Annotated in this window: 21 protein-coding genes and 1 tRNA gene; 14 read left to right on the top strand and 8 right to left on the bottom strand. The window is 65.7% G+C overall.

Annotated elements, in window-relative coordinates; all coding sequences use genetic code 11:
* Nucleotides 1-117 precede the first annotated feature (117 nt).
* The 3 genes from HCO70_RS11295 to HCO70_RS11285 form a co-directional block, all read right to left on the bottom strand.
* Nucleotides 118-570 (bottom strand): hypothetical protein, encoded by a 453-nt coding sequence (locus HCO70_RS11295; RefSeq protein WP_216665328.1) that lies wholly within the window; start codon nt 568-570, stop codon nt 118-120.
* A 99-nt stretch (nt 571-669) separates the two neighbouring features.
* A complete protein-coding gene (locus HCO70_RS11290; protein ID WP_172295910.1) occupies nt 670-4,530 on the bottom strand; it encodes an efflux RND transporter permease subunit in 3,861 nt (1,286 codons plus the stop codon).
* Complete coding sequence (locus HCO70_RS11285) at nt 4,527-6,374, bottom strand: efflux RND transporter periplasmic adaptor subunit (protein WP_253913160.1); 1,848 nt, start codon at nt 6,372-6,374, stop codon at nt 4,527-4,529. The genes HCO70_RS11290 and HCO70_RS11285 overlap by 4 nt, the downstream gene beginning before the upstream one ends.
* Before the next feature lie 345 nt (nt 6,375-6,719).
* On the opposite strand from HCO70_RS11285, the gene HCO70_RS11280 reads away from it, so the two are divergent.
* From HCO70_RS11280 to HCO70_RS11255, 6 genes are all read left to right on the top strand, one after another.
* On the top strand, nt 6,720-7,373 hold the full coding sequence (locus HCO70_RS11280; RefSeq protein WP_172295908.1) for a tetratricopeptide repeat protein: 654 nt from the start codon (nt 6,720-6,722) through the stop codon (nt 7,371-7,373).
* A gap of 81 nt (nt 7,374-7,454) precedes the next feature.
* Entirely contained in the window at nt 7,455-8,777 is a 1,323-nt protein-coding gene (locus HCO70_RS11275) for a PQQ-like beta-propeller repeat protein (protein WP_172295906.1), read from the top strand.
* 112 nt (nt 8,778-8,889) lie between these two features.
* Nucleotides 8,890-10,371, top strand: a complete 1,482-nt coding sequence (gene der, locus HCO70_RS11270; RefSeq protein ID WP_172296266.1) for a ribosome biogenesis GTPase Der — start codon at nt 8,890-8,892, stop codon at nt 10,369-10,371.
* A gap of 114 nt (nt 10,372-10,485) precedes the next feature.
* Entirely contained in the window at nt 10,486-11,238 is a 753-nt protein-coding gene (locus HCO70_RS11265; RefSeq protein WP_172295905.1) for an SDR family NAD(P)-dependent oxidoreductase, read from the top strand.
* 159 nt (nt 11,239-11,397) lie between these two features.
* On the top strand, nt 11,398-12,435 hold the full coding sequence (locus tag HCO70_RS11260) for a fatty acid desaturase (RefSeq protein WP_172295903.1): 1,038 nt from the start codon (nt 11,398-11,400) through the stop codon (nt 12,433-12,435).
* Nucleotides 12,436-12,460: 25 nt separating this feature from the next.
* Nucleotides 12,461-13,465 carry a fatty acid desaturase gene (locus tag HCO70_RS11255; RefSeq protein WP_172295901.1) on the top strand — a complete coding sequence of 335 codons (1,005 nt, stop codon included), beginning with the start codon at nt 12,461-12,463 and terminating at the stop codon, nt 13,463-13,465.
* Nucleotides 13,466-13,604: 139 nt separating this feature from the next.
* Here the strand turns inward: HCO70_RS11255 and HCO70_RS11250 are convergent, their stop codons facing one another.
* The 4 genes from HCO70_RS11250 to HCO70_RS11235 are packed head-to-tail and all read right to left on the bottom strand — an operon-like array spanning nt 13,605 to nt 17,139.
* The gene (locus HCO70_RS11250) at nt 13,605-14,330 is read right to left on the bottom strand and encodes a hypothetical protein (protein WP_371742189.1); all 726 of its coding nucleotides are present in this window, start codon (nt 14,328-14,330) and stop codon (nt 13,605-13,607) included.
* Nucleotides 14,327-15,619, bottom strand: a complete 1,293-nt coding sequence (serS, locus tag HCO70_RS11245) for a serine--tRNA ligase (RefSeq protein WP_172295899.1) — start codon at nt 15,617-15,619, stop codon at nt 14,327-14,329. The genes HCO70_RS11250 and serS overlap by 4 nt, the downstream gene beginning before the upstream one ends.
* A 54-nt stretch (nt 15,620-15,673) precedes the next feature.
* Entirely contained in the window at nt 15,674-16,513 is an 840-nt protein-coding gene (locus HCO70_RS11240; protein ID WP_172295897.1) for a pentapeptide repeat-containing protein, read from the bottom strand.
* On the bottom strand, nt 16,510-17,139 hold the full coding sequence (locus HCO70_RS11235) for a hypothetical protein (RefSeq protein ID WP_172295895.1): 630 nt from the start codon (nt 17,137-17,139) through the stop codon (nt 16,510-16,512). Before HCO70_RS11235 ends, HCO70_RS11240 begins: the two co-directional genes overlap by 4 nt.
* A gap of 217 nt (nt 17,140-17,356) precedes the next feature.
* Here HCO70_RS11235 and yajC point away from each other — a divergent pair, with 217 nt between their 5' ends.
* The 7 genes from yajC (at nt 17,357) to ccmB (ending at nt 22,824) form a co-directional block, all read left to right on the top strand.
* Nucleotides 17,357-17,680: a preprotein translocase subunit YajC gene (gene yajC, locus HCO70_RS11230; protein ID WP_172295894.1), complete on the top strand. Its 324-nt coding sequence runs from the start codon at nt 17,357-17,359 to the stop codon at nt 17,678-17,680.
* A gap of 24 nt (nt 17,681-17,704) precedes the next feature.
* Nucleotides 17,705-19,369, top strand: coding sequence for a protein translocase subunit SecD (secD, locus tag HCO70_RS11225; protein ID WP_172295892.1), 1,665 nt, complete (start codon nt 17,705-17,707; stop codon nt 19,367-19,369).
* Between the two features lies 1 nt (nt 19,370).
* Nucleotides 19,371-20,339 carry a protein translocase subunit SecF gene (gene secF / locus HCO70_RS11220; RefSeq protein ID WP_172295890.1) on the top strand — a complete coding sequence of 323 codons (969 nt, stop codon included), beginning with the start codon at nt 19,371-19,373 and terminating at the stop codon, nt 20,337-20,339.
* Nucleotides 20,340-20,405: 66 nt separating this feature from the next.
* Nucleotides 20,406-21,155 (top strand): sulfite exporter TauE/SafE family protein, encoded by a 750-nt coding sequence (locus tag HCO70_RS11215; protein WP_371742188.1) that lies wholly within the window; start codon nt 20,406-20,408, stop codon nt 21,153-21,155.
* Nucleotides 21,156-21,165: 10 nt separating this feature from the next.
* A complete protein-coding gene (locus tag HCO70_RS11210; RefSeq protein WP_172295888.1) occupies nt 21,166-21,519 on the top strand; it encodes an Mth938-like domain-containing protein in 354 nt (117 codons plus the stop codon).
* Nucleotides 21,520-21,556: 37 nt separating this feature from the next.
* Entirely contained in the window at nt 21,557-22,171 is a 615-nt protein-coding gene (gene ccmA, locus HCO70_RS11205) for a heme ABC exporter ATP-binding protein CcmA (RefSeq protein WP_172295886.1), read from the top strand.
* Nucleotides 22,168-22,824 carry a heme exporter protein CcmB gene (gene ccmB, locus HCO70_RS11200; protein ID WP_172295884.1) on the top strand — a complete coding sequence of 219 codons (657 nt, stop codon included), beginning with the start codon at nt 22,168-22,170 and terminating at the stop codon, nt 22,822-22,824. The genes ccmA and ccmB overlap by 4 nt, the downstream gene beginning before the upstream one ends.
* Here the strand turns inward: ccmB and HCO70_RS11195 are convergent.
* Nucleotides 22,821-23,171 carry a YigZ family protein gene (locus tag HCO70_RS11195; protein ID WP_172295882.1) on the bottom strand — a complete coding sequence of 117 codons (351 nt, stop codon included), beginning with the start codon at nt 23,169-23,171 and terminating at the stop codon, nt 22,821-22,823. The two genes, ccmB and HCO70_RS11195, sit on opposite strands and share 4 nt — an antisense overlap.
* Before the next feature lie 90 nt (nt 23,172-23,261).
* Between HCO70_RS11195 and HCO70_RS11190 the strand changes: the two genes are divergently transcribed.
* Nucleotides 23,262-23,338 (top strand) — tRNA-Pro (locus HCO70_RS11190).
* Nucleotides 23,339-23,682: the final 344 nt, after the last annotated feature.

Below are 23,682 nucleotides of genomic sequence, written 5' to 3'. Positions count from 1 at the left end.
GCTTCCGGCGGAATCAGTCGGGTGACATCACGTCAACGCTGCCGGGACGCTGCAGCGGTCGGGTTCGAACAAAAAGGGCGGCCGCGTGGCCGCCCCAGCACCGGTTGACGTGACCGTTCAGTTCAGCAGGTCGTTCAGTGCGCCAACAAACGCCAGCACTTCGCGCGTGTCTTCGTCCACCATGTAGAACCGGTCGCCGACGCGGTAGTAGCGATCGTACGGGTTCAGGCCGAAGCGCGTGGGGTTCTCCACCACGATATAGTCGCGCTGGATGACGTCGCCGGGCTGGTAGATGACGACACTGCCGTCGTTCAGACCGTCGCGATAGCCTTCGGCGTATCCGCCGTCATCATGGCGTCTGTCGGGAGCTGGCGTACGCGCCAGACCCGGCGGGACACAGGGCGGGTTCTTCTTGGCGAGGCCGGGAGGGCAGTTCGCCTGGACGACGATGTTTCCGCCATGGCCGGGCTTGCCGGCATGCGCGGATTTGCCGTGGCCCTTGCCCCCGGCGAAGCCAGCGGTGGCCATGCCGATCAGGGCGGCGGATAAAACAAGGGAACTCTTTTTCATAACCATCTCCGTTGGCCCGAAAACGCGCGGGGTAAAGACATGGTTCCTCGATTTCCGCGAAGCGGCGACTGTCCGCCTTTGTGGGCCGGGGGCGCGGCGCTATTCCGCCGCGCGGACGGGCAGGGTGCTGATCTCTGACGGATCGCGCGGTTTCTCCTGGCCAGGCTCCGCCGTGGGAGCATCGTCTGCCGCCTCCACGTCCCACAGGATCTCCGGCACCTCGGTCTTGCGCGCGGCCCGGCGCAGGGCCCAGTCGCGGGTCACGGCGCTGGAGCGCGACATCGACAGAACGCCGAGCAGCCGCGACAGGCCAAGCGCATAACGGTGGACCCAGACGCGGACGGCCAGCATCGAGGGCGTGAAGACCAGGGTCAGCATGGTTGCGATGCCGAGGCCGAAAACCACAGCGGTGGCGAGCTGCTTCCACCAGAGCGAGGTGGGCGAGTTCAGCGAGTACCCGCCGCCGATGAAGTCGAGCGACAGGCCCAGCATCATCGGCGTGAGGCCGGCCATGGTGGTCAGCGTGGTCAGGACCACCGGCCGCAGGCGCGCCTCGGCGGTGCGCGTGATCGCCTCGATCCGAGGCATGTAGCGGGAATACTCCTGATAGGTGTCGATCAGGACAATGTTGTTGTTCACCACGATCCCCGCCAGCGCGACGATCCCGGTCCCCGTCATGATGATCGAGAACGGCTGCTGCATGACCAGCATGCCGATCAGAACGCCCGCAGTGGACAGCACCACCGCCATCAGCACCAGCACGGAGTCGTAGAACGAATTGAACTGCGCCAGCAGGATGATGAACATCAGCGCCAGCGCGCCGCCGAAAGCCTGCACCAGGAAGGCCTGGCTGTCTGCCTGTTCCTCCTGGTCGCCGGTCCATTCCCAGGTGATGTCGGCGGGAAGGTCGACCTCGTCCTGCAGCCAATCGGTCAGGCTGGCGATGCGTTCAGTGGGCGTGATCAGAGCATAGTTGACACGTTCGTCCGCCACGGCCTCGCGCACCGAGGCAAGGTCGTGCCCGTTCTCGAACCGGTCGACGGCATAAAGCTTGTTGCCATCCTCGAACCCGGCAAGACGGCCGGCCTCGATATCGGCCGCCATCGTCGCACGCTCTTCGTCTGAGGTGGGGCTGCGCAGGTAGGCGGCGGTTTCCGGGCCGTTGTCGCCGCCGGTCACGTGCAGTGCCGTCAGCCCGGGCGCCACGCCGGCCTTGACGTCGTAAAAGCGTTTCTGGTCGACACGGTCGATCTGGGCGAGCTTTTCCACCGGGTGGCGGGTGACGAAGTTCGACAGCGGCACCAGCCCGTCGCTGGTGCGGACCTTGAGGGTGTCCAGTGTCGACAGCACCCGGTCCTCTTCCGGGAAGCGGACGCGGATCTCGATCTCTTCGTCCGAGGAGGGCACGCGCATTGTGTCGAGCAGCAGGCCGCGGGTGACAAGCTGCACCATGCCGCCGACGGTGGCGACGTCGGCGCCGTAGCGTCCGGCGGCCTCGACATCGACGTCGATCTGCCAGTCGATGCCGGGCAGGGGAAGCGTGTCCTCGATGTCGATCAGGCCCTCGGTTTCCTCGAACCGGGTGCGAACCATCTCTGTCGCCGCCTGCAACTCGTCAAAGTCCTCGCCCTTCAGGCGCAGGTGGACCGGCTTGGCAGAGGCCGGGCCCATCGACAGGTCGAGGATCTCGGCCTTGATGCCGGGCAGTTCCGCAAGGCGGCGCTCGATCTCGGCCAGCACGTTGTTGCCGTCGTATTCCTCGGCCACCGTTTCGGTCGGGATCAGGCCCAGGAAACTGTCACCGTGATCGCGCGGGCGCTGCTCCCACCGGGTCAGTTCGATCTGCACCTGGCCGACGGTGTCGCGCGGGCCCTGGCTGCCGCCGGTGTTCGTGTTCAGCCCGCCGGCACCGGCGAAGGCGAAAATGTTGTCGACGCCAGGCACCGACATGATCACGTCCTCGACCTGGCGCACGATCTCGTCCTTCTCGGCCAGCGACAGGTTGCCGCGCGCGCGGACATAGACGATGGCCTGTTCCGGTTCGCTTTCCGCGAAGAATTCGACGCCCAGGTTGTTCTCGCCGAAATAGGCGAAGGTGCCGACGACGAAGGCGATCACGCCGCCGATGGCGACCAGCGGCATGATCGGGTTGCCGACGATGAAATGGATGAACCAGCCGAAGGGCGTGTGATGGCGCCCGGTGCGGATGTGGTTCGGTTTCCGATCGATCCGGACCGACTGCATCGTGATGCCGGTCAGGATCGCGCCGAGGATGAACAGGATCGCGCCGGGCAGCACTGCCATGACGCCGGACATCGGGCTGGAGCCGCCAAAGAGATAGCCGGGATTCAGCGTCTGCATCGCGCCGAGGAAGACGAGATATGCGGCCGGGATCACCAGCGCGGCGCGGATCCACCAGCTGGGGATGGCGCTGCGCAGGCGCTGGCTGGAATGCTCGAACTTGCGGCTGATGCGGCCGGCGATGCCGCCCATGATAGGCAGGTAGATCAGCGCGACGATCAGCGAGGCCGACAGCACGAAGATCAGCGTCACGGGAAGCATCCCCATGAACTCGCCGGCGACGCCGGGCCAGAACAGCATCGGCAGGAAGGCGCAGAGCGTCGTGGCTGTGGAGGCGATGATCGGCCAGAACATCCGCTGCGCCGCCTCGACATAGGCATGCATCGGGCCGGTGCCTTCCTGGATGCGCTTGTCGGCGTATTCCACCACGACGATGGCGCCGTCCACCAGCATGCCGACGGCGAGGATCAGGCCGAACATGACGATGTTGGATACCGTCACGCCCATCATGCCCAGCAGCACGAAGCACAGCAGGAACGAGGTGGGGATCGCGAAGCCCACCAGCAGCGCCGAGCGGATGCCGAGCGCGGCCAGCACCACGATCATCACCAGCGAGATCGCGGTCAGGACCGAACCTTCAAGCTGGCTGACCATGGATTTCACGGTGAAGCTCTGGTCGTTCGAGGTGCCGACATGAATCGCGGCCTGCAGTTCCTCGGGCCAGTTCTCGCGGGCGGCATCGACCTCTGCCCGCACCAGTTCGGCGGTGTCGATGAGGTTGTAGCCCTTCTTCTTCACCACCTGCAGCGCGACTGTGGCTTCGCCGTTGAAGCGCGCGGTGCCCTCGCGGTCCTCGAAGGTCAGGCGGATATCGGCAAGGTCGCCCAGCGTGACCGAGCGGTCGCCGTCGCCGAGGACCTTGATATTGTAGATGTCCTGCTGGTTCTGCAGCGTCGCCGGGATCTTGACGGAGAACGCGCCCTGCGCGCTTTCCACCTCGCCGGCGGCGATCAGCAGGTTGTTCTGGGTCACCGCGCTGATCAGCTCGCCCGCGGTGACGTTGTAGGCTTCCAGCCGCAGCGGGTCGATCACGACCTCGAGCATCTCGTCGCGATGTCCGGCCAGCGCCGCTTCGAGCACGGGTTCAAGGCTTTCGAGCCTGTCCTGCAGATCCTTGGCGACCCGCAGCAGGGTACGTTCCGGCACCGGGCCGGTCAGGTCGACGATGACGATCGGGAATTCGGAGAAATTGATCTCGGAAATGGTGTACTGGTCGGCGCCGTCCGGGAAATTGCCCTCGGCCGCGTTCATCGCGTCGCGAACGTCGGCCAGCGTCTTGGTCTTGTCCCAGCCGAATTCGAATTCCAGCGCGATCCCGGCATAGCCCTCGGCCGCGGTGGAGGTCATCTTGTCGAGCCCGTCGAGATCGGACAGCTCCGTTTCCATCGGCTTGATCAGCAGCTTCTCGCTGTCCTCGGCCGAGATGCCGGCGAAGGGGACAGAGATAAAGACCGCCGGGATCTCGATATCCGGTTCGCCTTCCTTCGGGAGCGTGGCATAGGCGACCGCGCCGGCGGCGATGGACAGCACGATGAACGCGATAACCATCCGCGCGCGCGTCGCGGCGACGCCGACGATGCCGGTGAAGCCGCCGCTCATTTCGATGTATCCCTGAAGGTCGGTGCGACAGTCACACCCTCGGTCACGTATTCCTGGCCGACGATGATCACGTCCGCTTCCTCACCCAGACCGGAGACATAGACACCTTCGGGCGCGTCGCGCAGAATCTCGACGTGATGGAAGCCGACGACGTTGCCGTCCTCGACGGTACGCACGCCCAGCACACCCTCGTCATCCAGCGTCAGTGCGCTTTGCGGGATCAGGTGCGCGACCTGCCTATCGGCCTGGATGGCGATCTGTACGGTCTGGCCGTCGCGGATCTTGAGGTCGGCATTCGGCACCTCGATCTCGACCCGGAAGGTGCGGGTGGTGCTGTCGGCGGACCGCGACAGGAAGGCGACCTTGCCGATCACCTCGGTTCCGCCGGAGGCAAGGCGCGCCCCGGCCATGGCGCCCAGTTCCACCTTGTCGACCTGGGTTTCAGGGATGAAGGCCACCAGCTTGATCGGATCAAGCTGGATCACCGTGGCGCAGAGACCGCCGTTCTGCAGCAGGCTGCCAAGCTCTGCCGTGTCGGTTTCAAGCAGGCCGGCAAAGGGCGCGTGGATCGTCAGCCGGTCGATTTCCTTCTGGGCGGAGGCGACGGCGGTTTCGGCACTGCCGATCCCGGCCAGAGCGCTTTCAACGCCGGACTTGGCGGATTCGACCGCGGCCTTGGCGCTTTCCTGCGCCGAGAGGGCAGAAGCGACCCCGGCACTGGCCGATTCCACGCCGGATTTCGCCGACTGCACCGCCGCCTTGGCGCTTTCCACTTGGCCCTTGGCCGACTGCACCGAGGCCTTGGCGCTTTCGATCTGCTGCTTCGCGGATTCCACGGCGGCCTTGGCGCTCTCGACCTGGCCGCGGGCGGACACGACAGCGGCCTTGGCGCTCTCGACCTGGCCCTTGGCGGCCTGAACGCTCGCCTTGGCGCCTTCGACGGCGGAGAGGGCGTTCTGAACCGACGCTTTCGCGCCTTCGAGCGCGGAGAGGGCGCTTTGCAGCCCGGCCTTGGCAGATTCGGATGTGGCCACCGCACCGGCGACGCGGGTCTGCGAGGCAAAGCCGTTATCCGACAGCCGGCGCGCGGCTTCGAGGTTGATTTCCGCCTCTTCGATGCGGGCGCGGGCCTCCACGACTGCCGCCTCGGCGGCCGGCAGACCGGCGCGCGCCTGGGCTAGGCTGGCTTCGGCGGCGGGAACAGAGGCTTCCGCCTGGGCGAGATTGGCCTCGGCGGTCGGGACCGAGGCAAGCGCCTCCGCCAGCCGCGCCTCGGCGGTCGGAACACCGGCCTTGGCCTGCGCAAGGTTCGCCTCCGCGGCCGGGATACTGGCCTGGGCCTGGGCCAGATTGGCCTCGGCGGTGGGCACGCCGGCTTCTGCCTGCAGCAGGTTCGCCTTGGCCTCGGGCACGCGGGCGCGGGCTTCGAGGATCGCCGCTTCGGCGGCGGGAAGCTGCGCCTCGGCCTGCGCCTGCGACGCGCGGGCGGCGGGCAGGGCGGCGCGCGCCTCGGCCAGCCGCGCCTCTGCCTCGGAAAGGCTGACATTCCGGGTGCCCGGATCGATCTCGCACAGCGCGTCGCCGGCGGTGACGAAGGCGCCCTTGCGAAGCGGGTCGGAAACGACGGACCCCGCCGTCTCGGCGCGAACCTCGACGGTACGGGCGGCCTCGGTCCGGCCACGCAGCAGCACGATCTGTTCGATTTCCTTCGACAACGAGCTCATGGCCACGACGGGAACACCGGTCGGCGCCTCGGAGTCTTCGGCCGGGGCTTCGGTCTCCGCAGAGGCCAGAACCGTTTCTTCGCCTGTTTCCTGAGAGTTGTCGCCGGCGGCAAAAGCCAACAGTTCCTCCCGTTGAAAGATCAGGAGGTACAATGTCACCGTAACCAGGACTGCGATTACAATGGAAGAAAACCGCATAGCCGTCCTCAATAATCCATAACTATTGGCGTTTCGCGCCGGGGGTCAGATACGCATTGGGCTGGCCCATAACAAGATCTACGCGGGCGGTACGCGACTAAACTGTTCGGTTCAGTTTATAACTTTCCGCAGTGCAGAGCAAGCAAGACTGACATCAACGTCAGTTGGTGTCAGGAACGCGGGCGGGAAACCGCCCTATGCCCCCCTTTGCACCGCGCGCACGCATGTGTAAAAGCGGGCAGACTTTCGACTGGGGTGGAGACGCGCGTGAGCGACAGCGACAATTTCATCGACGAGGTGACCGAAGCGGTTCGCCGGGATCAGCTGTTCGGCTATTTCCGCCGTTATGGCTGGATCGCGCTGGCCGTGGTTCTACTGATCGTCGGCGGTGCGGCCTATAACGAATGGACCAAGGCGCAGCGGCGGGCCGCGGCCGAGGCCCGCGGCGACGCGATCCTGACGGCGCTGGACGCCGGCGACCCGGCGGCCCGCATGGAGGCGCTGGAAGCGGTCGATGCCGAAGGCGGCGCTCGTGCGGTGACGGGGATGCTCGAGGCGCAACAGGCGCTGGAGGCCGGCGACGATGACGCAGCAGTGGTGGCGCTGCGCGCTGTCGAGGAGGATGCGGAAATGCCCGCCCTCTACCGCCAGATGGCCACGCTGAAGCGGGTGATTCTGACATCGGACAGCACCACCCCCGCGGATCGAATCGCGGAACTGGAGCCGTTGGCGACGCCCGGCGCACCGTTCCGGGTGCTGGCGGAAGAGCAGATCGCCCTTGCAGAGCTGGAATCCGGCGACGTTGCGGGGGCGCTGGACCGGCTGCGCGCGCTGTCCGAGGATACCGAGGCGAGCGCGGGCTTGCGCCAGCGCGCATCTCAGTTGATCATGGCACTGGGTGGCGCGGCCGACGCGGCGTAAGTGTTTGACGCAGATGGGGACCATCCTGCAAAACACGGGCATCAGACCCGAGACGACGACGAGGAGTTGCAAGCCGTGCGGATGACCAGACAGTGGGTGTTTGCCCTCGGGATGACCGGCCTGCTTGCCGCCTGCGGCGAGCCGGAAGTGATCCTGCCGGGCGAACGGCTGGATCTGCGCGGCGGGCTGACCCCCGGAGAAGCGGCGCTGCCGATCGAAGAGGATCTGCCGGTCAGCCGCGCCTTCGCACTGCCTCCCCAACAGAACGTCGCCGCCTGGACCCATCGCGGCGGCAACGAGACCCACAACCTGACCCATGTCGCGCTGTCACAGGCGCCGTCCCGCATCTGGAGCGCCAAGATCGGCGAGGGCAACAAGCGCAAGGCCCGCATCACCGCCGATCCGGTCGTGGCCAACGGGCTGGTCTTCACCCTCGACAGCCAGAGCCAGGTCAGCGCCTTCACCACGTCGGGCGGCCGGGTCTGGTCGCGCAGCCTGGTACCGGCGTCGGACCGGCAGGGCGATGCCTCGGGCGGCGGCCTGGCCTATGGCGGCGGCAAGCTGTTCGTGACCACCGGCTTCGGCGAGGCCTTCGCGCTCGATCCGAGGAACGGCGGCGAATACTGGAAACAGAAACTCGACGCGCCCGCGACGGCGAGCCCGACGGTGCATGGCGATCTGCTGTACCTCGTGTCGCGCGACAATGTCGCCTGGGCGATCGAGACGGATGACGGCCGGGTGCGCTGGCGCCTGCCGGGCACGCCCTCTGAATCGGGCATGGTCGGCGGTGCCGGACCCGCGGTGACCGACAAGCTGGCGGTCTTCCCCTTTGCCAGCGGCGAGCTGGTGGCGGCCCTGCGCCAGGGCGGCGTGCGCCTGTGGGGCGGTACCGTATCCGGCGGGAACAGGCACGCGGCCTATGCGAACGTCACGGACATCATCGCCGATCCGGTGATCGCGGGCGGTGTGCTTTATACCGGCAACCAGTCGGGCCGGGCGGTCGCGATGGACGTGGATTCGGGCGAGCGGCTGTGGACCGCAGATGACGGCGCCTACGGTCCCGTCTGGGTCGCCGGCGGATCCGTCTTTCTGGTGTCCGACGATGCCAAGCTGGTGCGGCTCGACGCGGCGACCGGGCAGATGATCTGGGAGGTCGAGCTGCCTTATTTCCGCAATTCCAAGCCGAAACGGCGGGAAGCGATCTACGCCTATTATGGCCCGGTGCTCGCCGGCGGAAACCTCTGGATCGCCTCCGACGCCGGCCAGCTGATCGCCTTCGACCCGACCTCCGGCGCGATCCGTCGTCAGATCGACGTACCGGGCGGCGCGGCGTCCAACCTCGCAGTCGCGGGCGGCACGATGTACGTCCTCAGCGACAACGGTCAGCTTCACGCCTACCGCTGATCGGGCGGTGCGACCCGGCTACCACGGCGGCGAGCCGCGCCGGGCGCCTTCAATGCTTTTCGCGGCGCGAAATCGGGTATAGAAGCGGCGGTCTTACCGTTCCGGGAGCGCCCTGATGTTCACCCTCGCCATTGTCGGCCGGCCCAATGTGGGCAAGTCGACGCTGTTCAACCGCCTCGTTGGCAAGCGCCTCGCCCTGGTCGATGACCAGCCGGGTGTGACGCGCGACCTGCGCGAGGGCGAGGCGCGGCTGGCCGACCTGCGGTTCACCGTGATCGACACGGCGGGGCTGGAGAACGAGACCGGCGATACGCTGCCCGCGCGGATGCGGCGCCTGACCGAGCGCGCGGTGGAGATGGCCGATATCTGCCTGTTCCTCGTCGACGCGCGGGCGGGCATCCTGCCCGACGACCGCGTCTTCGCCGATATCCTGCGCAGGAAGAACGCCCACGTGATCCTGGCCGCCAACAAGGCCGAAGGCTCCGCCGCCGATGCCGGAGTGATCGAGGCATGGGAACTGGGGCTGGGCGAGCCGCTCAGGATCTCGGCGGAGCATGGCGAGGGCATGGGCGATCTGCTGTCGGCGCTGATGCCGCTGGCGGACGAATATTCCGCCCGCACCGCCGTCGCCGAAGCAGAGGCGCCGGAGACGGACGTCCTGCTGGAAGAGACCGATGAAGATGACGAAAGCGTCCCGGCCTACCGCGCGCCGACAAAGGCGCGGCCGCTGCAGGTGGCCGTCGTCGGGCGTCCCAATGCCGGGAAGTCGACGCTGATCAACAAGATCCTCGGCGAAGATCGCCTTCTGACCGGACCCGAGGCGGGGATCACCCGCGACGCGATCTCGCTGTCGATCGACTGGGACGGTACGCCGGTGCGGATCTTCGACACCGCCGGCATGCGCAAGAAGGCCAAGGTGCAGGAAAAGGTCGAGAAGCTGTCAGTGGCGGACGGCCTCCGCGCGGTGAAATTCGCCGAGGTGGTCGTGGTGCTGCTCGACGCGGCCATCCCCTTCGAGCAGCAGGACCTGCGCATCGCCGACCTCGCCGAGCGCGAGGGGCGCGCTGTGGTCGTCGCCGTCAACAAGTGGGACGCCGAGACCGACAAGCAGGAAAAGCTGCGCGCACTGAAGGAAGCGTTCGAGCGGCTCTTGCCGCAGCTGCGCGGCGCGCCGCTGGTGACGGTGTCGGCGCTGACGGGCAGGGGCCTCGACCGGCTGCACGACGCGGTGCTGAAAGCGCACGAGGTCTGGAACCGGCGCATCTCCACGGCCCGGCTGAACCGCTGGCTCGCGGATATGACCGCGCAGCATCCGCCCCCGGCGCCCGGCGGGCGCCGCATCAAGCTGCGCTACATGACCCAGGCCAAGACGCGACCGCCGGGCTTCGTGGTGATGTGCTCGCACCCCGACAAGCTGCCCGCGAGCTATTCGCGGTACCTTGTCGGCGGGCTCAGGGACGATTTCGACATGCCCGGCACGCCGATCCGGCTGCACATGCGCAGTCAGGCGGATCAGAACCCGTACAAGGACAGGAAAAAGTCCACGCCGTCGCGGCTGCGCAAGCATCTGGGAAAGAAATCCCCGCGCGACTGACGGTTATGTCCGCCGGTTCCTGACATCGTCCTGTCAGCATCCGACGGCATGCGCGCCTGGCCGCATTCCCGCGCCGCCTGACGCCGGTCATGGTGCCGGTGAAAGGAGATCGGCATGCAGGATTTCAACGGAACAACGGCCGTCGTGACAGGCGGCACCGAAGGCATCGGCGAGCGTGTGGCGGAAACGCTGTTCGCGCGCGGCGCGGCGGTGGTGCTGTGCGCGCGGAACGGCGACGCCGCGGAGCGGAAGGCGCAGGAGATTGATCCCACGGGCAAACGGTGCCTCGGTCTGGCCTGCGACGTATCGGACGAGGCACAGGTCGCCGCGCTGATAGCGGCGGCGGTCGAAAAGTTCGGTGGGCTGCACCTCGCCGTCAACAACGCGGGCACACCGGGTCCGGGTCCGGCGGAGCTGCCCGACATCCCGCTGGCCGACTGGCATATGGTGATCGCGACCAACCTGACCGGCACATTCCTGTGCCTGAAGCACGAGATACCGGCGATCATTGCCTCGGGCGGCGGCGCGATCGTCAACCTGTCGGCGGCGAACGGCATCGTCGGCGCGCCGGGCCTCGCGCCCTATACCGCCACCAAGCACGGCATCCTCGGCCTGACCCGCACGGCGGCGCTGGAATGCGCCGACAAAGGCGTAAGGATCAACGCGATCGGACCCGGCTATGTCGAAACGCCCAAGATCCGGCAGGCCCCGCAGGAACTGCAGCAGGTGTTTCACGCGGCACATCCGATGGGCCGCATGGGGCGCCGCAGTGAAGTGGCCGACCTGATCGCATTTCTGCTTTCGGAACAGGCATCTTTCTGCACAGGCGGCTTTTATCCGGCCGATGGGGGCTACACCGCGCAGTAGTGCGTTGCTGCCGACACACAATTATACGCAGAATTCAATTGGGAACGTTCCAAACGCTTTCCAATTCCCGAAGCCCATGTACAGATCCCAATAGCTTTAGAAGCCAACGCTGCATTTCATCATTCTGGGGCGCCGGACCGCACCGGCGGATTTTACAACGTGACACTCAGACAACGCACGCGCGCCTATACCGCACGCAACAACACCATTGCCGCCTGGAACATCGCCATCACGCTCGGGATTTACCTGAGCGGGCTTGTCATCGCGATCCTTCTCGCGCGCCGTGGCCACTGGCTGGCCGCCTTGCCCTTCATGTGCGTGACCGCGACCTGCGCGGTCCGGCTCTACATGCTGCAGCACGACTGCGGGCACGGCTCTTTCTTCACCAGCCGCAAGCTGAACGACCGGATGGGCACGCTGCTCTCGCCCTTCACGCTGACGCCGTACAAGGCGGTGCGCTACAATCACAACCTGCATCACGCCCATATCGGCAATCTCGACCGCCGGGATTCAACCGAGATCTACGTGATGACGGTCGACGAATACCTCGCCGCACCCTGGTGGAAGAAGCTGGGCTACCGGTTCTACCGCAGTTTCTTCCTGCTGTTCCTGGTGGGCCCGACACTGTTGTACGTCATCCGCTACCGCTTCCCGCGCAACGCGCTCAAATCCGGCATCGGCGACGTCGTTCTGCACGACGCGATGGTGGTGGGGTTTCTTGCGCTGCTCTGGACTCTGTGGGGACCGGTGGCGCTGGCGGTGTGGCTGGGTTCGGTGATTATCGGCGTGTCCTGCGGCGTTGTGATTCCCTACGTGCAGCACAATTTTGAAGAGGTGTTCTGGGCGCGGCCGAAGGATCTGCAGTTCGATCAGGCCGCGGTGGAAGGCTCGGCGGTGCTGGATTTCGGCGATTTCTTCGACCTCTGCACCGCGAACATCGCCTATCACGACCTGCATCACCTGAACGCCAACATCCCATGCTACAACCTGAAGCGGTGCTATCGCGAGCTGGAGCCGACGTTCAAATCCCGCCGGATCGGCTGGCGCGAGGCCGCTGGCACCCTGCGCTGGAAGCTCTGGGACGAAGAGACCGGCCGAATGGTGCCGTTCCCCTCAAGCCAATCGGCTCTGTCTGGACAATCCGTTACAAATCAGAATTATGAGGGGGTGCCATCGCCCGGAACCGGGCGCAGCTGAGACCGTCTCGACCGGGGGTGACCAAATGAGCGACACAGCGGCACCGGATTTCCGGAAGCACCTGCGCAACTATACCCACAAGAACGACTGGCTCGCCGCGGCGAGTTACTTCGGCACGTTCGCGGTCTTTTTCCCGGCGATGTACCTTGCGCTGACCCTCGTCGAGCGCAGCTTCCTGCTGGCGCTTCCCTTCATCGTCATCACCGCCTTCGCGGGCGTGCGGCTATACGTCCTGATGCACGACTGCGGGCACCATTCGCTGTTCTCGACGAAGCGCGCGAACGACATCGCGGGCCACGTGCTGTCGCCCTTCGCGATGACGCCGTACCGGGCGATGCAGTACAACCACAACATGCACCACGCCTATCTCGGCAATCTCGATCACCGCGAGACGACCGAGATATACACCATGACCCTGAGAGAGTGGAACGAGGCCGGCTTCTGGAAGCGGCTCTATTACCGCCTCTACCGCAACCCCTTCGTGCTGATCCCCGTGGGCGCGTTCTTCACCTATTTCATCGCCTATCGCTGGCCGGTAAACGCGCGCCGCATCGGCGCCGCCAGCGTCATCCTGCACAACATCGCCTTCTTCGCCTGGCTGACGCTGGTCTGGTATGTCTTCGGGACCAACGGGCTGCTGGTGTTCCTCGGGATCTCGCTGCTGTCTGGAATGATCGGAGTGTTCCTCGTCTACCTGCAGCACAATTTCGAAGACACCTACTGGGACCGCAAGCCCGAGCTTGATTTCCGCAAGGCGACGCTGCAGGGCTCGTCCTGCCTGAACCTGGGCTGGTGGTGGGACCTCGGCACCGGCAACATCGCCTATCACGACATCCACCACTTCATGCCGGCGATCCCGTCCTACCGTCTGCGCAAGGCGCATTTCGCGCTGCCGCCGGAACTGGACCTGCCGCGGATCGAGTGGCCCGAGGCGATCCGGTCCTTCCGGCTGAAGCTGTGGGACGAGGAGCGGGAGCTGCTGGTGCCGTTCCCGAAGGAAACCGCGACGGCGGCGGTGCCAGCCGAATAAAGGCGGTTTCAGCGGAGCGCTGCCGCGCAATCCTGTTCCGGACATCGTTGAAGTGACGCTTCAACCCAGCCACGCGACCAGCTGATATCTCAGGATTTTTGCCAATCGACCCCTGCGCCACGCTTTGCGCTTCGCAGACTCAACCGTTCGGGGAATCCCAGCGCCGCTGCGCGGACAGCGAGATGAGGCCCGCCGCCGCGACAATCGCGGCTGCGGTGATTGCGATGCGGTCGGTATTGTTCGCGGCGGCGATGCCGAACAGCGCCCAGGCGATCGGCACCGCGTAGGCCATGACCCGGCCTAGCGCCACCTGCACCAGCGCGGCGAAGATCATCAGACCGCCAAGCGCGATCCAGGCCCAGATCAGCGCGCCCGGGCCGATGCCCCAGCCGGCGCCGATCAGCGCGACAGACACCCAGCTCGCCGCCGTCAGCCATCCGGCATAGAAGGCGATGGGGAACTTCGCCCACCACGCGTCCTCTTCCGGTGCCGCGAACAGGGCGAACAGCGCGGCGACCAGCATCACCCAGATCAGCAGCGTCGCCCACAGCGGCGAGATCTGCGCCACCGGGATCCATGCCGCGCCGACCACGAGGCTGAAGATCATCGGCCAGCGGGTCCGGTCCCAGCCGGGATCGTCGGCGCGCCGCAGCAGGCCAAAGACCGCATGGGCCACAAGCCACGCATAGATCAGCGACCAGATAGAGAACGCCCATCCGGCGGGCTGCGCCGGCGGGCGTTCCTGAGGAACCGGGAATTGCGACGGGTCGTAGCCGCCGAAAGATCCCGAAGCCAGCGGCGAGACGACAAAGGCCACGGCCCCCACCGCCACGAACACCGCCTTCATCCGGGATCTGTCACTCACTCCAGCTCGCCTTCGGCCGTTACCCTTGTCTTTCCATTTAGATAGGGGTGCAGCACTTCTGGCAAGGCCACCGATCCGTCCTGCTGCTGGCCATTCTCCAGCACGGCGATCAGGCAGCGGCCCACGGCGACGCCGGAACCGTTCAGCGTATGGACGAATTCGGGCCGCCCGCCGCCCTCGGGACGGAACCGGGCATTCATCCGCCGCGCCTGGAAATCGCCGCAGACAGAGACAGAGCTGATCTCGCGATAGGTGTTCTGCCCCGGCAGCCAGACCTCGATGTCGTGGGTCTTCCGCGCCCCGAACCCCATGTCGCCGGTACACAGCACCACGGTGCGGTAGGGCAGGCCCAGCTTCTTCAGGATGCCCTCGGCACAGGCGGTCATGCGCTCATGCTCGGCCAGCGAAAGATCGGGATGGGTGATCGAGACCATCTCGACCTTCTCGAACTGGTGCTGGCGCAGCATCCCGGCGGTATCCTTGCCGGCCGATCCCGCCTCTGACCGGAAGCAGAGCGAATGCGCGGTCAGCCGGATCGGAAGCTGCGCCTCCTCCAGGATCTCCTCGCGCACCGTATTGGTCAGCGGCACCTCCGAGGTCGGGATCAGCCACCAGCCTTCGCGGGTCTGATAGCTGTCCTCGGCGAATTTCGGCAGCTGGCTGGTGCCGACAAGCGCTTCTTCACGCACCAGGACCGGAGTGTTGATCTCGGTCAGCCCGTTCTCGGTGGTGTGGGTGTCCAGCATGAACTGGGCCAGCGCCCGGTGCAGCCGCGCCATGGCGCCGCGCAGCACCACGAAACGCGAGCCGGACAGCTTGGCGGCGGTCGCGAAATCGAGCCCCGCGGCGGCGCCGGGGATCTCGTAATGCTCCTTCGGGTCAAAGTCGAAATTGCGCGGATTGCCCCAGCGCCGGATCTCGACATTGGCATCCTCGTCGGCGCCGTCGGGCACGTCGTCATAGGGCAGGTTGGGCAGGCCGAGCAGCAGGTCGCGCAGCTTTTCGTCACCCGCCTTCGCCTCTTCCTCGAGCCTTGCGATCTCGTCCTTTTTCTCGGCCACCAGCGCGCGGAGCCGTTCGAACTCCGCCTCGTCGCCCCTGGCCTTGGCCTGGCCGACCTCCTTGGAGGCGGCATTCCGCTCCGCCTGCGCCGTCTCTGCCTTCGCGATCGCCTCGCGCCGCGCTTCGTCCACGGCGAGGATCTCCGACGACGAGGACGCCACACCAAGCCGGGCCAGCCCGGCGTCGAAGGCCTGCGGGGTCTCGCGGATGAAGCGGATGTCGTGCATGTCCATGTCCTCGTCGTTTGACGAGCGGGGAGAAAGCAGGAATTGGGGGGCGGGTCAATCTGGAGGTTGGTACCGGTCGTAGCCGTGCTCGCGCTGCCAGGCGCGCCATTGGGTGTAGAATTCGTTCCAGTCGAGATCCCTGTCGGTCGGTGAGTCGGGGTGGAGAGAGACGCCTTCGGGTAGCTTGACCGTGGCGTCGCCGAAGGCTTCTGCCATGATCTGCGGATCCATGGTAACGTCGCTAAAATCGACCACCTTCAGCCCGGCACCTCGAAGAGTAGCTGGCTTGAAGAAGGTCGCAGCATCCATCCGCGCCCCGCTGAGATTTGCCCCCTCCATTCTCGCCTCGCCGAGGTACGCCGCTTCCATCCGCGCCCCGCGGAGGTCTGCCCCCTCCATCCGAGCCTCGAAGAGGTACGCCCCCTCCATCTGCGCCCCACTGAGGTCTGCCCGCTCCATCTGCGCCCCGCTGAGGTCCGCCCCCTTCATCCGCGCCTCTCTGAGGGACGCCCATTCCATCCGCGCGCCACCGAGGTCTGCCCCCTCCATCCGCGCCTCGAAGAGGTCCGCCCCCTCCATCCGCGCCCCGCGGAGGTTCGCCTTCTGCAAATTCGCTTCGAAAAGATCGAATCCCTGAAGGTTTGCGCTGCTAAGATCTATCGGGATGTCGTCGGGAACAATTCCGTCGATGAGTTTCAATCGACCGAGCGTTTGAACGGCTTTCTCGAGGTCGGAACGAATTGGAGTAAGGCTGCGGGTCCAGTCTCTCAACGCACTTACAGAAACCTCATCCTCGGCTAAACCTAAAGATTCCGCAGCCTCTGCAGGCGACTTCCGTTCATCTTCAACAAGGCGCAGGAATTCCACTCGCGGATGATCCAGGGCTTTGGTCATTTTGAAAGCTCCCGGACGTATACACTCAGCATCCTGGCAATTCGCGCGGTTGAATCTGGCCGTTCTTCCGCCAGCCCTTCGAGGCGATCGATACTTGCCGCTCGTTTGACAAGGTCGTCCTCCCACTCGGTCAATACCGCCTCGGAGCCATCATCGCTCTGGACAACACGGGTCACCTGTCTGCGCGAAGCCAGATCCTCGGACGCTGCGTTGATCTTGTCGTTGAACAAGGATTCTTCGGCGATGTTTGCTTGTTTGGCAGCGATCCATGACCGCCAAACTACAAAGGGAGCGCCCAACAGGGCAGCGAGTACCAGGCCAATGTTACTAACCGAAGCTGCCTCTTTGTCGCTGTCGTAAGGCGGTAACTGCAGGGTCGCTTTCATGAACTGGAACAGCGTCAAAACTGCCGCCACGATCAGCGCAAGGGCGACCAGGGCAGCAACGAGAAGCAATGGGGTAAACTCTTTGCCAAGACCCATCTTGGTACAAAGAGCCTCAAGGGGGGCTTTTCTTGGCGAGGGGCTTTGCTGGGAGACTGTGTTCAATAGTGACAGCACCACAACCAGCAACACCCCCACCCAGACAAGCGGCGAAGACAGAATCGTGAAGTAAAGGTCTTTCATCGAATTTCCCCTCTTCCCGCGGCAAACACTGCCACCGCCAACCCCATCTGCCAAGAATTCCCTGTCTCCCGCCTTGCACCCCTCCGCCGAATGCGTATCTAGCCCCCATGCGCCCGCAGGGAGGACCCCCGGTGCCTTGTGCATCCGGGACGCCGAAGATAGGGTGCGCGCCAAATTTCAGGGGGCCGGAGCGTCCTCGCCGATAAAGGAAGACCATATGTTCGCTACGCCTGCCTTCGCGCAAGCTGCCGGTGGAGGCGCGGGGGCCTTCACCTCGTTCATCCCGCTGATCCTGATCTTCGCGATCATGTATTTCCTGCTGATCCGTCCGCAGCAGAAGAAGGTGAAGGACCACCAGGCGATGGTGGCGGCGCTGCGGCGGGGCGACCAGGTGGTCACCCAGGGCGGCGTGATCGGCAAGGTCTCCAAGGTCAAGGACGACAACGAGATCGAGGTAGAGATCTCCGATGGCGTGAAGGTGCGGGTGGTCAAGTCGACCGTCGCGCAGGTGATGTCCAAGACCGAACCGGCCGAAGAATAGACCCCTTTCGGGAAAGGCTGTTACATGCTGCAAATCCCGCTGTGGAAACGGGTCGTCATCTTTGGCGTCGTGGTGTTCGGGCTTCTCTACGCGATGCCCAACCTGTTCTACGACCGCGTCGAACGCCATAACGACGCCGTCGCCGCGATAGAGGCGCAGGGCGCCACCCCCGAGCGCGAGGCGGACGCCGCGCTGTGGCCGAACTGGCTGCCCAACGGGCTGGTCAATCTCGGCCTCGACCTCCGGGGCGGCGCGCATCTGCTGGCCGAGGTCCAGGTCGAGGACGTCTATGCCGAACGGATGAACGCCTACTGGCCGGAGATTCGCGACGCGCTGCGCGACGAGCGCGAGACGGTCGGCACGATCCGGCGGCAGGACGCGCCCGCGGGCGAGCTTCACATCCAAATCAGCCAGCCCGACGGCATGGCCCGCGCGATGGAAGTCGTGCGCGGCCTGGCGCAGCCGGTGGTGTCGCTTACCGGTGTCGGGTCAACCGATATCGAGGTGGCCGGCGACGGCGACATGCTCATCGTGCGTCTGACCGATGCCGAGATGGCCGCGACCGACGACCGCACCATCCGCCAGAGCCTCGAGATCATCCGGCGCCGCGTCGACGAGGTCGGCACGCGCGAACCCACAATCCAGCGGCAGGGCACCGACCGGATCCTGATCCAGGTGCCCGGCATCGGCTCCGCCGACGAGCTGAAATCGCTGATCGGCACCACCGCGAAACTCACCTTCCATCCCGTGGTCGGCCGGACCTCGGATTCCGAGGAAGACCCCGGCGCGCGCAACGTGCTGCTGCCGTCGATGGAAGAGGAAGGTGTCTACTACATCCTCGAGGAAACCTCCGCCGTTTCGGGCGAGGAACTGACCGACGCCCAGCCGACCTTCAACCAGCAGGACGGCCGCCCGGCCGTCAGCTTCCGGTTCAACCCGGCGGGGGCACGGAAATTCTGCGAATACACCTCGGAAAACGTCGGCGCGCTGTTCGCCATCGTGCTGGACAACGAGGTTATCTCGGCCCCCCGGATTAACGAGGCGATCTGCGGCGGCTCGGGCATCATCACCGGCCAGTTCACCGTCGAGGAATCGACTGAACTCGCCGTGCTGCTCCGCGCAGGCGCTCTGCCCGCCGAGATGACCTTCCTCGAAGAGCGCACCATCGGACCGGAACTGGGCGCCGACAGTATCGAGGCGGGGCGGATCGCCTCCATGGTGGCCTTCGCCGCCGTGCTTGTCTTCATGGCGCTCAGCTATGGCTGGTTCGGCATCATCGCCAACATCGCGCTCCTGCTGAACGTGGGCATGATCTTCGGCCTGCTGTCGCTGATCGGGGCGACGCTGACGCTGCCTGGCATCGCCGGGATCGTGCTGACCATTGGCATGGCGGTGGACGCCAACGTGCTGGTCTTCGAGCGGATCCGCGAGGAACTGAAGACGGCCAAGGGCCCGGCGCGCGCCATCGAACTGGGCTACGAGAAGGCGCTGAGCGCCATTCTCGACGCCAACATCACCACATTCATCACCGCGGCGATCCTGTTCATCATGGGGTCCGGCCCGGTGCGCGGCTTTGCCGTGACGCTGGGGCTGGGCATCCTGACCTCGGTCTTCACCGCCATCTTCGTGACGCGGGCGATCATCGTGATCTGGTTCGACCGCCGCCGTCCGAAAACCATCGAGGTCTGACATGCGTCTGAGACTGGTTCCCGAAGAGACCCATATCGACTTCTTCAAGGCGCGGAAGGTCACCTTCGGCGCGTCGATGATCCTGATGGTGCTGTCGCTTGTGGCCTGGATGGTGATGGGGCTGAACTTCGGCATCGACTTCCGCGGCGGCACGACGATCCGCACGCAATCGGTCCATGCCGTCGACGTGGGCGCCTATCGCGACGCGCTGCAGCCGCTGAACCTGGGCGACGTGGCGATCTCGGAAGTGTTCGATCCGACCTTCGCCGAGGACCACAACGTCGCGATGATCCGCATCCAGGCGCAGGAAGGCGAGGAGAGCGTCACAAACGAGACGATCCAGTCGGTCGAAACGGCGCTGCAGGGGGTCGATCCGGATATCCAGTTCACCTCGGTGGAAAGTGTCGGGCCAAAGGTATCGGCAGAGCTGATACGAACCGCCGTTCTGGCCGTGGGCATCTCGCTGATCGCGATCATGTTCTACATCTGGCTGCGATTCGAATGGCAGTTCTCGCTGGGCGCGGTCGTGGCGCTGTTCCACGACGTGATCCTGACCATTGGTATCTTCTCGGTGCTGCAGATCCGGTTCGACCTTGCGACCATCGCGGCGCTGCTGACGATCGTCGGCTACTCGATCAACGACACCGTGGTGATCTTCGACCGGGTGCGCGAGAACCTGATCAAGTACAAGACCAAGCCGCTGCAGGACGTCATGAACCTGTCGGTGAACGAGACGCTGTCGCGGACGGTGATGACCTCTGGCACCACGCTGATCGCGCTGATCGCGCTGCTGATCCTCGGCGGCGACGTGATCCGCGGCTTTGTCTTTGCGATTACGTGGGGCGTGATCGTGGGTACCTACTCGTCCGTCTATGTCGCGAAGAACATCGTGCTGATGCTGGGCACCAAGCGCGACTGGTCGAAGCCGAGCAAGACCGAAGGCAACCAGTACGCCAATATCGACAACTGATCCGGTGACGGCTGACCGGTTCCTGACGGGTCCTGTTCCGGAGCCGGCCGTTAGGGCCCGCGCGCGGTGAGCGTGATCGCCGATATCGTCGCGATGGAAGGCTTCTGGCTGCTCGTCGCGGCGGCATTGCTGGCGGGGCTGGTGCGCGGCTTTACCGGATTCGGAACAGCCATGGTCTACCTCCCCTTCGCGGGTCAGGTACTGGATCCTGTATCGGCGCTGGTCACCATCATGGTGATCGATTTCTTCGGGCCGATCCCGGCGATCCCGCGCGCGATCCGCGAAAGCCACACGCGCGACGTGCTGCGGCTGGGGGCAGGGGCGCTGATCGGCACGCCGCTTGGTGTCGCGGTCCTGCTGATCCTGCAGCCCGAGTGGTTCCGCACCATCGTCTCTGTCCTGTCGCTGGCGCTGCTTGCGGCGCTGATCAGCGGTGTGCGCTATCGCGGGCATGTCGGACGGCCGCTGATCTACGGGATCGGCGCCCTGTCCGGCTTCCTCGGCGGCGCGGCGGGCCTGCCCGGACCGCCGGTCATCCTGCTCTACATGGCGCGCCCGCTGCCGGTGGAAGTGATCCGCGCCTCCGTCCTGCTGTTTCTGGTGCTGACAGACCTGATCATGATCGCCGTCTTCGGCCTGCGCGGGCTGCTTGCGCCCGAGGCGCTGCTGATTGGCATCTGCCTTGTGCTGCCCTACCTTGCCAGCGTGAGCCTGGGCGCGTGGATCTTTCATCCGAAGCATGCCAGCGTCTACCGGCTCATCGCCTATCTGATCATCGCGGGCTCCGCCCTGGGCGGCCTGCCGGTCTGGGACTGAAGGACGACCCATGCGCCTGAACGAGATCCGCAGCTATGACGGCCCGCCGGTCGAGGGCTACGGCCCCGGTTTCTTCCGGATCGGCGGCACCGTCTGGGAAGGGCCGGTGCTGGCGCTGCCCAAGGGCGCACAAGCCTGGGGCGGGTATGACGATATCGAACCGCTGCTGGCGTCGGTTGAACAGATCGACGTGCTGTTCGTCGGTACCGGCGCCGAGATCGCCCATCTGCCGGGCGACCTGCGCGCCCAGCTTGAAGAGGCCGGTCTGGGGGTCGAGGCGATGGCCTCTCCGCCCGCCGCGCGCACCTATAACGTGCTGCTCTCCGAAGGGCGGCGCGTTGGTGTCGCACTGCTGCCGGTCTGACTTCCCTGCCTTTCCGGGATCGGCTAAGCCGGTCCGGATGGTTCTGAACGTTTCCGATCTGACCGTGACGCGCGGCGGGGTGCCGGTGCTGGAGGGCGTGCGTTTCGCGCTCGCTCCGGGCGAGGTGCTGCTGCTGCGCGGCCCGAACGGGATCGGCAAGACGACGCTCCTGCGCACCATCGCCGGGTTGCAGAAACCGCTGGAAGGGCAGGTGGCCTGTGCCCCCGACGCGATCGCCTACGGCGCTCACGCGGACGGGCTGAAAACCGTGCTGACCGTGGCGGAAAATCTCGAATTCTGGGCCGGCGTTTACGGCGGCAGCGGAATCGAACCGGCGCTGGCGGCCTTCGACATTGCAGCACTCCGGGACCGCCCGGCGCAGAACCTGTCGGCCGGTCAGAAGCGGCGGCTCGGTCTGGCGCGCCTCCTCGTCACCGGCCGCCCGGTCTGGGCGCTGGACGAACCGACCGTGTCGCTCGACACCTCTGCCGTGCAACTCTTCGCCGATGCGGTGAAGGCGCATTGCGACGGCGGCGGTGCCGCGCTGATCGCGACCCATATCGACCTCGGCTTCGCGGCGCGGGAACTGGACGTGGCGCAGTTCCGCGCCGTCCCGCGCGAGACCGGCGGCTTCGACGAGGCATTCCTGTGATCCGGCTGTTCCTGCGCGACCTGAAACTTGCGGTGCGCGCCGGCGGCGGATTCGGCCTCGGCCTCGCCTTCTTCCTGATCGTCACCGTGCTGGTGCCGTTCGGGGTCGGACCCGAATCGGCGACGCTGCGGGTGATCGCGCCGGGGATCCTGTGGGTCGGCGCGCTGCTGGCCTGCCTGCTGTCCCTCGACCGGATCTTTCAGCTCGATTACGAGGACGGATCGCTTGACCTGCTCGCCACCGCGCCGATTCCCCTGGAAGGCGTCGTGGCAGTAAAGGCCGCGGCCCACTGGATGACGACGGGCCTGCCGCTGACGCTGGCGGCGCCGGTGCTCGGCGTGCTCCTGAACCTCGATACGCCGGGATATGGCTGGCTGGTGCTGTCGCTCGCCGTCGGCACCCCGGCGCTCAGCATGATCGGGGCCTTCGGAGCGGCACTGACCGTGGGTCTGAAACGCGGCGGTCTGCTGCTGTCCCTGCTGGTCCTGCCGCTCTACGTGCCGACACTGATCTTCGGGGCAGAGGTCGTGCGCCGCGGGGCAGGCGGCATGGCGGTGGAAACACCGCTGGTCTTCCTCGGCGCGATCACCCTTGGGGCGCTGGCGCTGCTGCCTTTCGCCGCCGCCGCGGCGCTGCGGGTGAACCTGCGCTAGCGCGCGGCCTCGATGTATTGCCGCACCGCGTCCTGCACGTGCCGGAACCTGTCGCCGCCCACGTGCTTGCCGCCATACCACCGCGTGACCACCACGATGTGATCGCGGAACCCCTCGCGCTTCAGCATCCGCAGGATCACCATGCCCGCGCCACTCTCGCCGTCATCGTTCTTCAGCGGCGTGTCTCCGGCCAGCAGGCCCCAGCTGTTGTGGGTCGCCTTGGCGAACTTCTTCTTCCGCTGCAGCTCCTTGAGGAAGGTTTTCGCCTCGTCCTCCGACCGGCACGGACCGCCGGAGACCGCGTAGCGCGACCCCCGGTCGCTGATGATATTCTCGAGCACGAGCATGGCGCGGACGTAACGGTGTCGCCGGGGCCGCGCAAGTCGGCACGCTTGGGGCTTTCCAGCCCCGGGCACATGCGCTAAGAGCGCTTGCGTCGGGGCGTAGCGCAGTCTGGTAGCGCACCTGTTTTGGGTACAGGGGGTCGTGAGTTCGAATCTCGCCGCCCCGACCACTTTCCGGATCACTACAAGATGTAGGGGGCGTGTTTCGCTTCATACCGGATATCCGGTTAAATACCGTGCGGTTATCCCGCCGGAAAGGCAGTCTGAAGAGGCTGCACAATTCGGCATCGGCAGCAGAGATTTCGGGGCCGTGTCCGGGCTGCAACGCCACCTCCCGCTGGCCCGTCCGCTGCTCGTCCGCGCAGGGGCGCCCGTCGCCCAGTTCAACCACGGCGTGAGACAGCCGGCGTAAAGCCCTATATATTGGGGGAAAATCGCACCGGCCAACCAGAGATTGAGAGCGCTATCAAACCGCTCCGCCGCGAGGGATGGAATCAGGCCCGAAAACGGGCTC

The organism is Pseudoruegeria sp. HB172150 (assembly GCF_013184805.1).
In the GTDB taxonomy this organism is placed as follows: Bacteria; Pseudomonadota; Alphaproteobacteria; order Rhodobacterales; family Rhodobacteraceae; genus Psychromarinibacter.
This window is presented reverse-complemented; position numbering and strand designations above follow the sequence as displayed.

What these genes read in the sequence shown, in the direction of transcription:
- HCO70_RS11295 (WP_216665328.1), bottom strand. Translation starts at nt 570, where the DNA reads ATGAAAAAGAGTTCCCTTGTTTTATCCGCCGCCCTGATCGGCATGGCC.
- HCO70_RS11290 (WP_172295910.1), bottom strand. Translation starts at nt 4,530, where the DNA reads ATGAGCGGCGGCTTCACCGGCATCGTCGGCGTCGCCGCGACGCGCGCG.
- HCO70_RS11275 (WP_172295906.1), top strand. Translation starts at nt 7,455, where the DNA reads ATGACCAGACAGTGGGTGTTTGCCCTCGGGATGACCGGCCTGCTTGCC.
- HCO70_RS11265 (WP_172295905.1), top strand. Translation starts at nt 10,486, where the DNA reads ATGCAGGATTTCAACGGAACAACGGCCGTCGTGACAGGCGGCACCGAA.
- HCO70_RS11255 (WP_172295901.1), top strand. Translation starts at nt 12,461, where the DNA reads ATGAGCGACACAGCGGCACCGGATTTCCGGAAGCACCTGCGCAACTAT.
- serS (WP_172295899.1), bottom strand. Translation starts at nt 15,619, where the DNA reads ATGCACGACATCCGCTTCATCCGCGAGACCCCGCAGGCCTTCGACGCC.
- HCO70_RS11240 (WP_172295897.1), bottom strand. Translation starts at nt 16,513, where the DNA reads ATGACCAAAGCCCTGGATCATCCGCGAGTGGAATTCCTGCGCCTTGTT.
- HCO70_RS11235 (WP_172295895.1), bottom strand. Translation starts at nt 17,139, where the DNA reads ATGAAAGACCTTTACTTCACGATTCTGTCTTCGCCGCTTGTCTGGGTG.
- yajC (WP_172295894.1), top strand. Translation starts at nt 17,357, where the DNA reads ATGTTCGCTACGCCTGCCTTCGCGCAAGCTGCCGGTGGAGGCGCGGGG.
- secD (WP_172295892.1), top strand. Translation starts at nt 17,705, where the DNA reads ATGCTGCAAATCCCGCTGTGGAAACGGGTCGTCATCTTTGGCGTCGTG.
- secF (WP_172295890.1), top strand. Translation starts at nt 19,371, where the DNA reads ATGCGTCTGAGACTGGTTCCCGAAGAGACCCATATCGACTTCTTCAAG.
- HCO70_RS11210 (WP_172295888.1), top strand. Translation starts at nt 21,166, where the DNA reads ATGCGCCTGAACGAGATCCGCAGCTATGACGGCCCGCCGGTCGAGGGC.
- ccmA (WP_172295886.1), top strand. Translation starts at nt 21,557, where the DNA reads ATGGTTCTGAACGTTTCCGATCTGACCGTGACGCGCGGCGGGGTGCCG.
- HCO70_RS11195 (WP_172295882.1), bottom strand. Translation starts at nt 23,171, where the DNA reads ATGCTCGTGCTCGAGAATATCATCAGCGACCGGGGGTCGCGCTACGCG.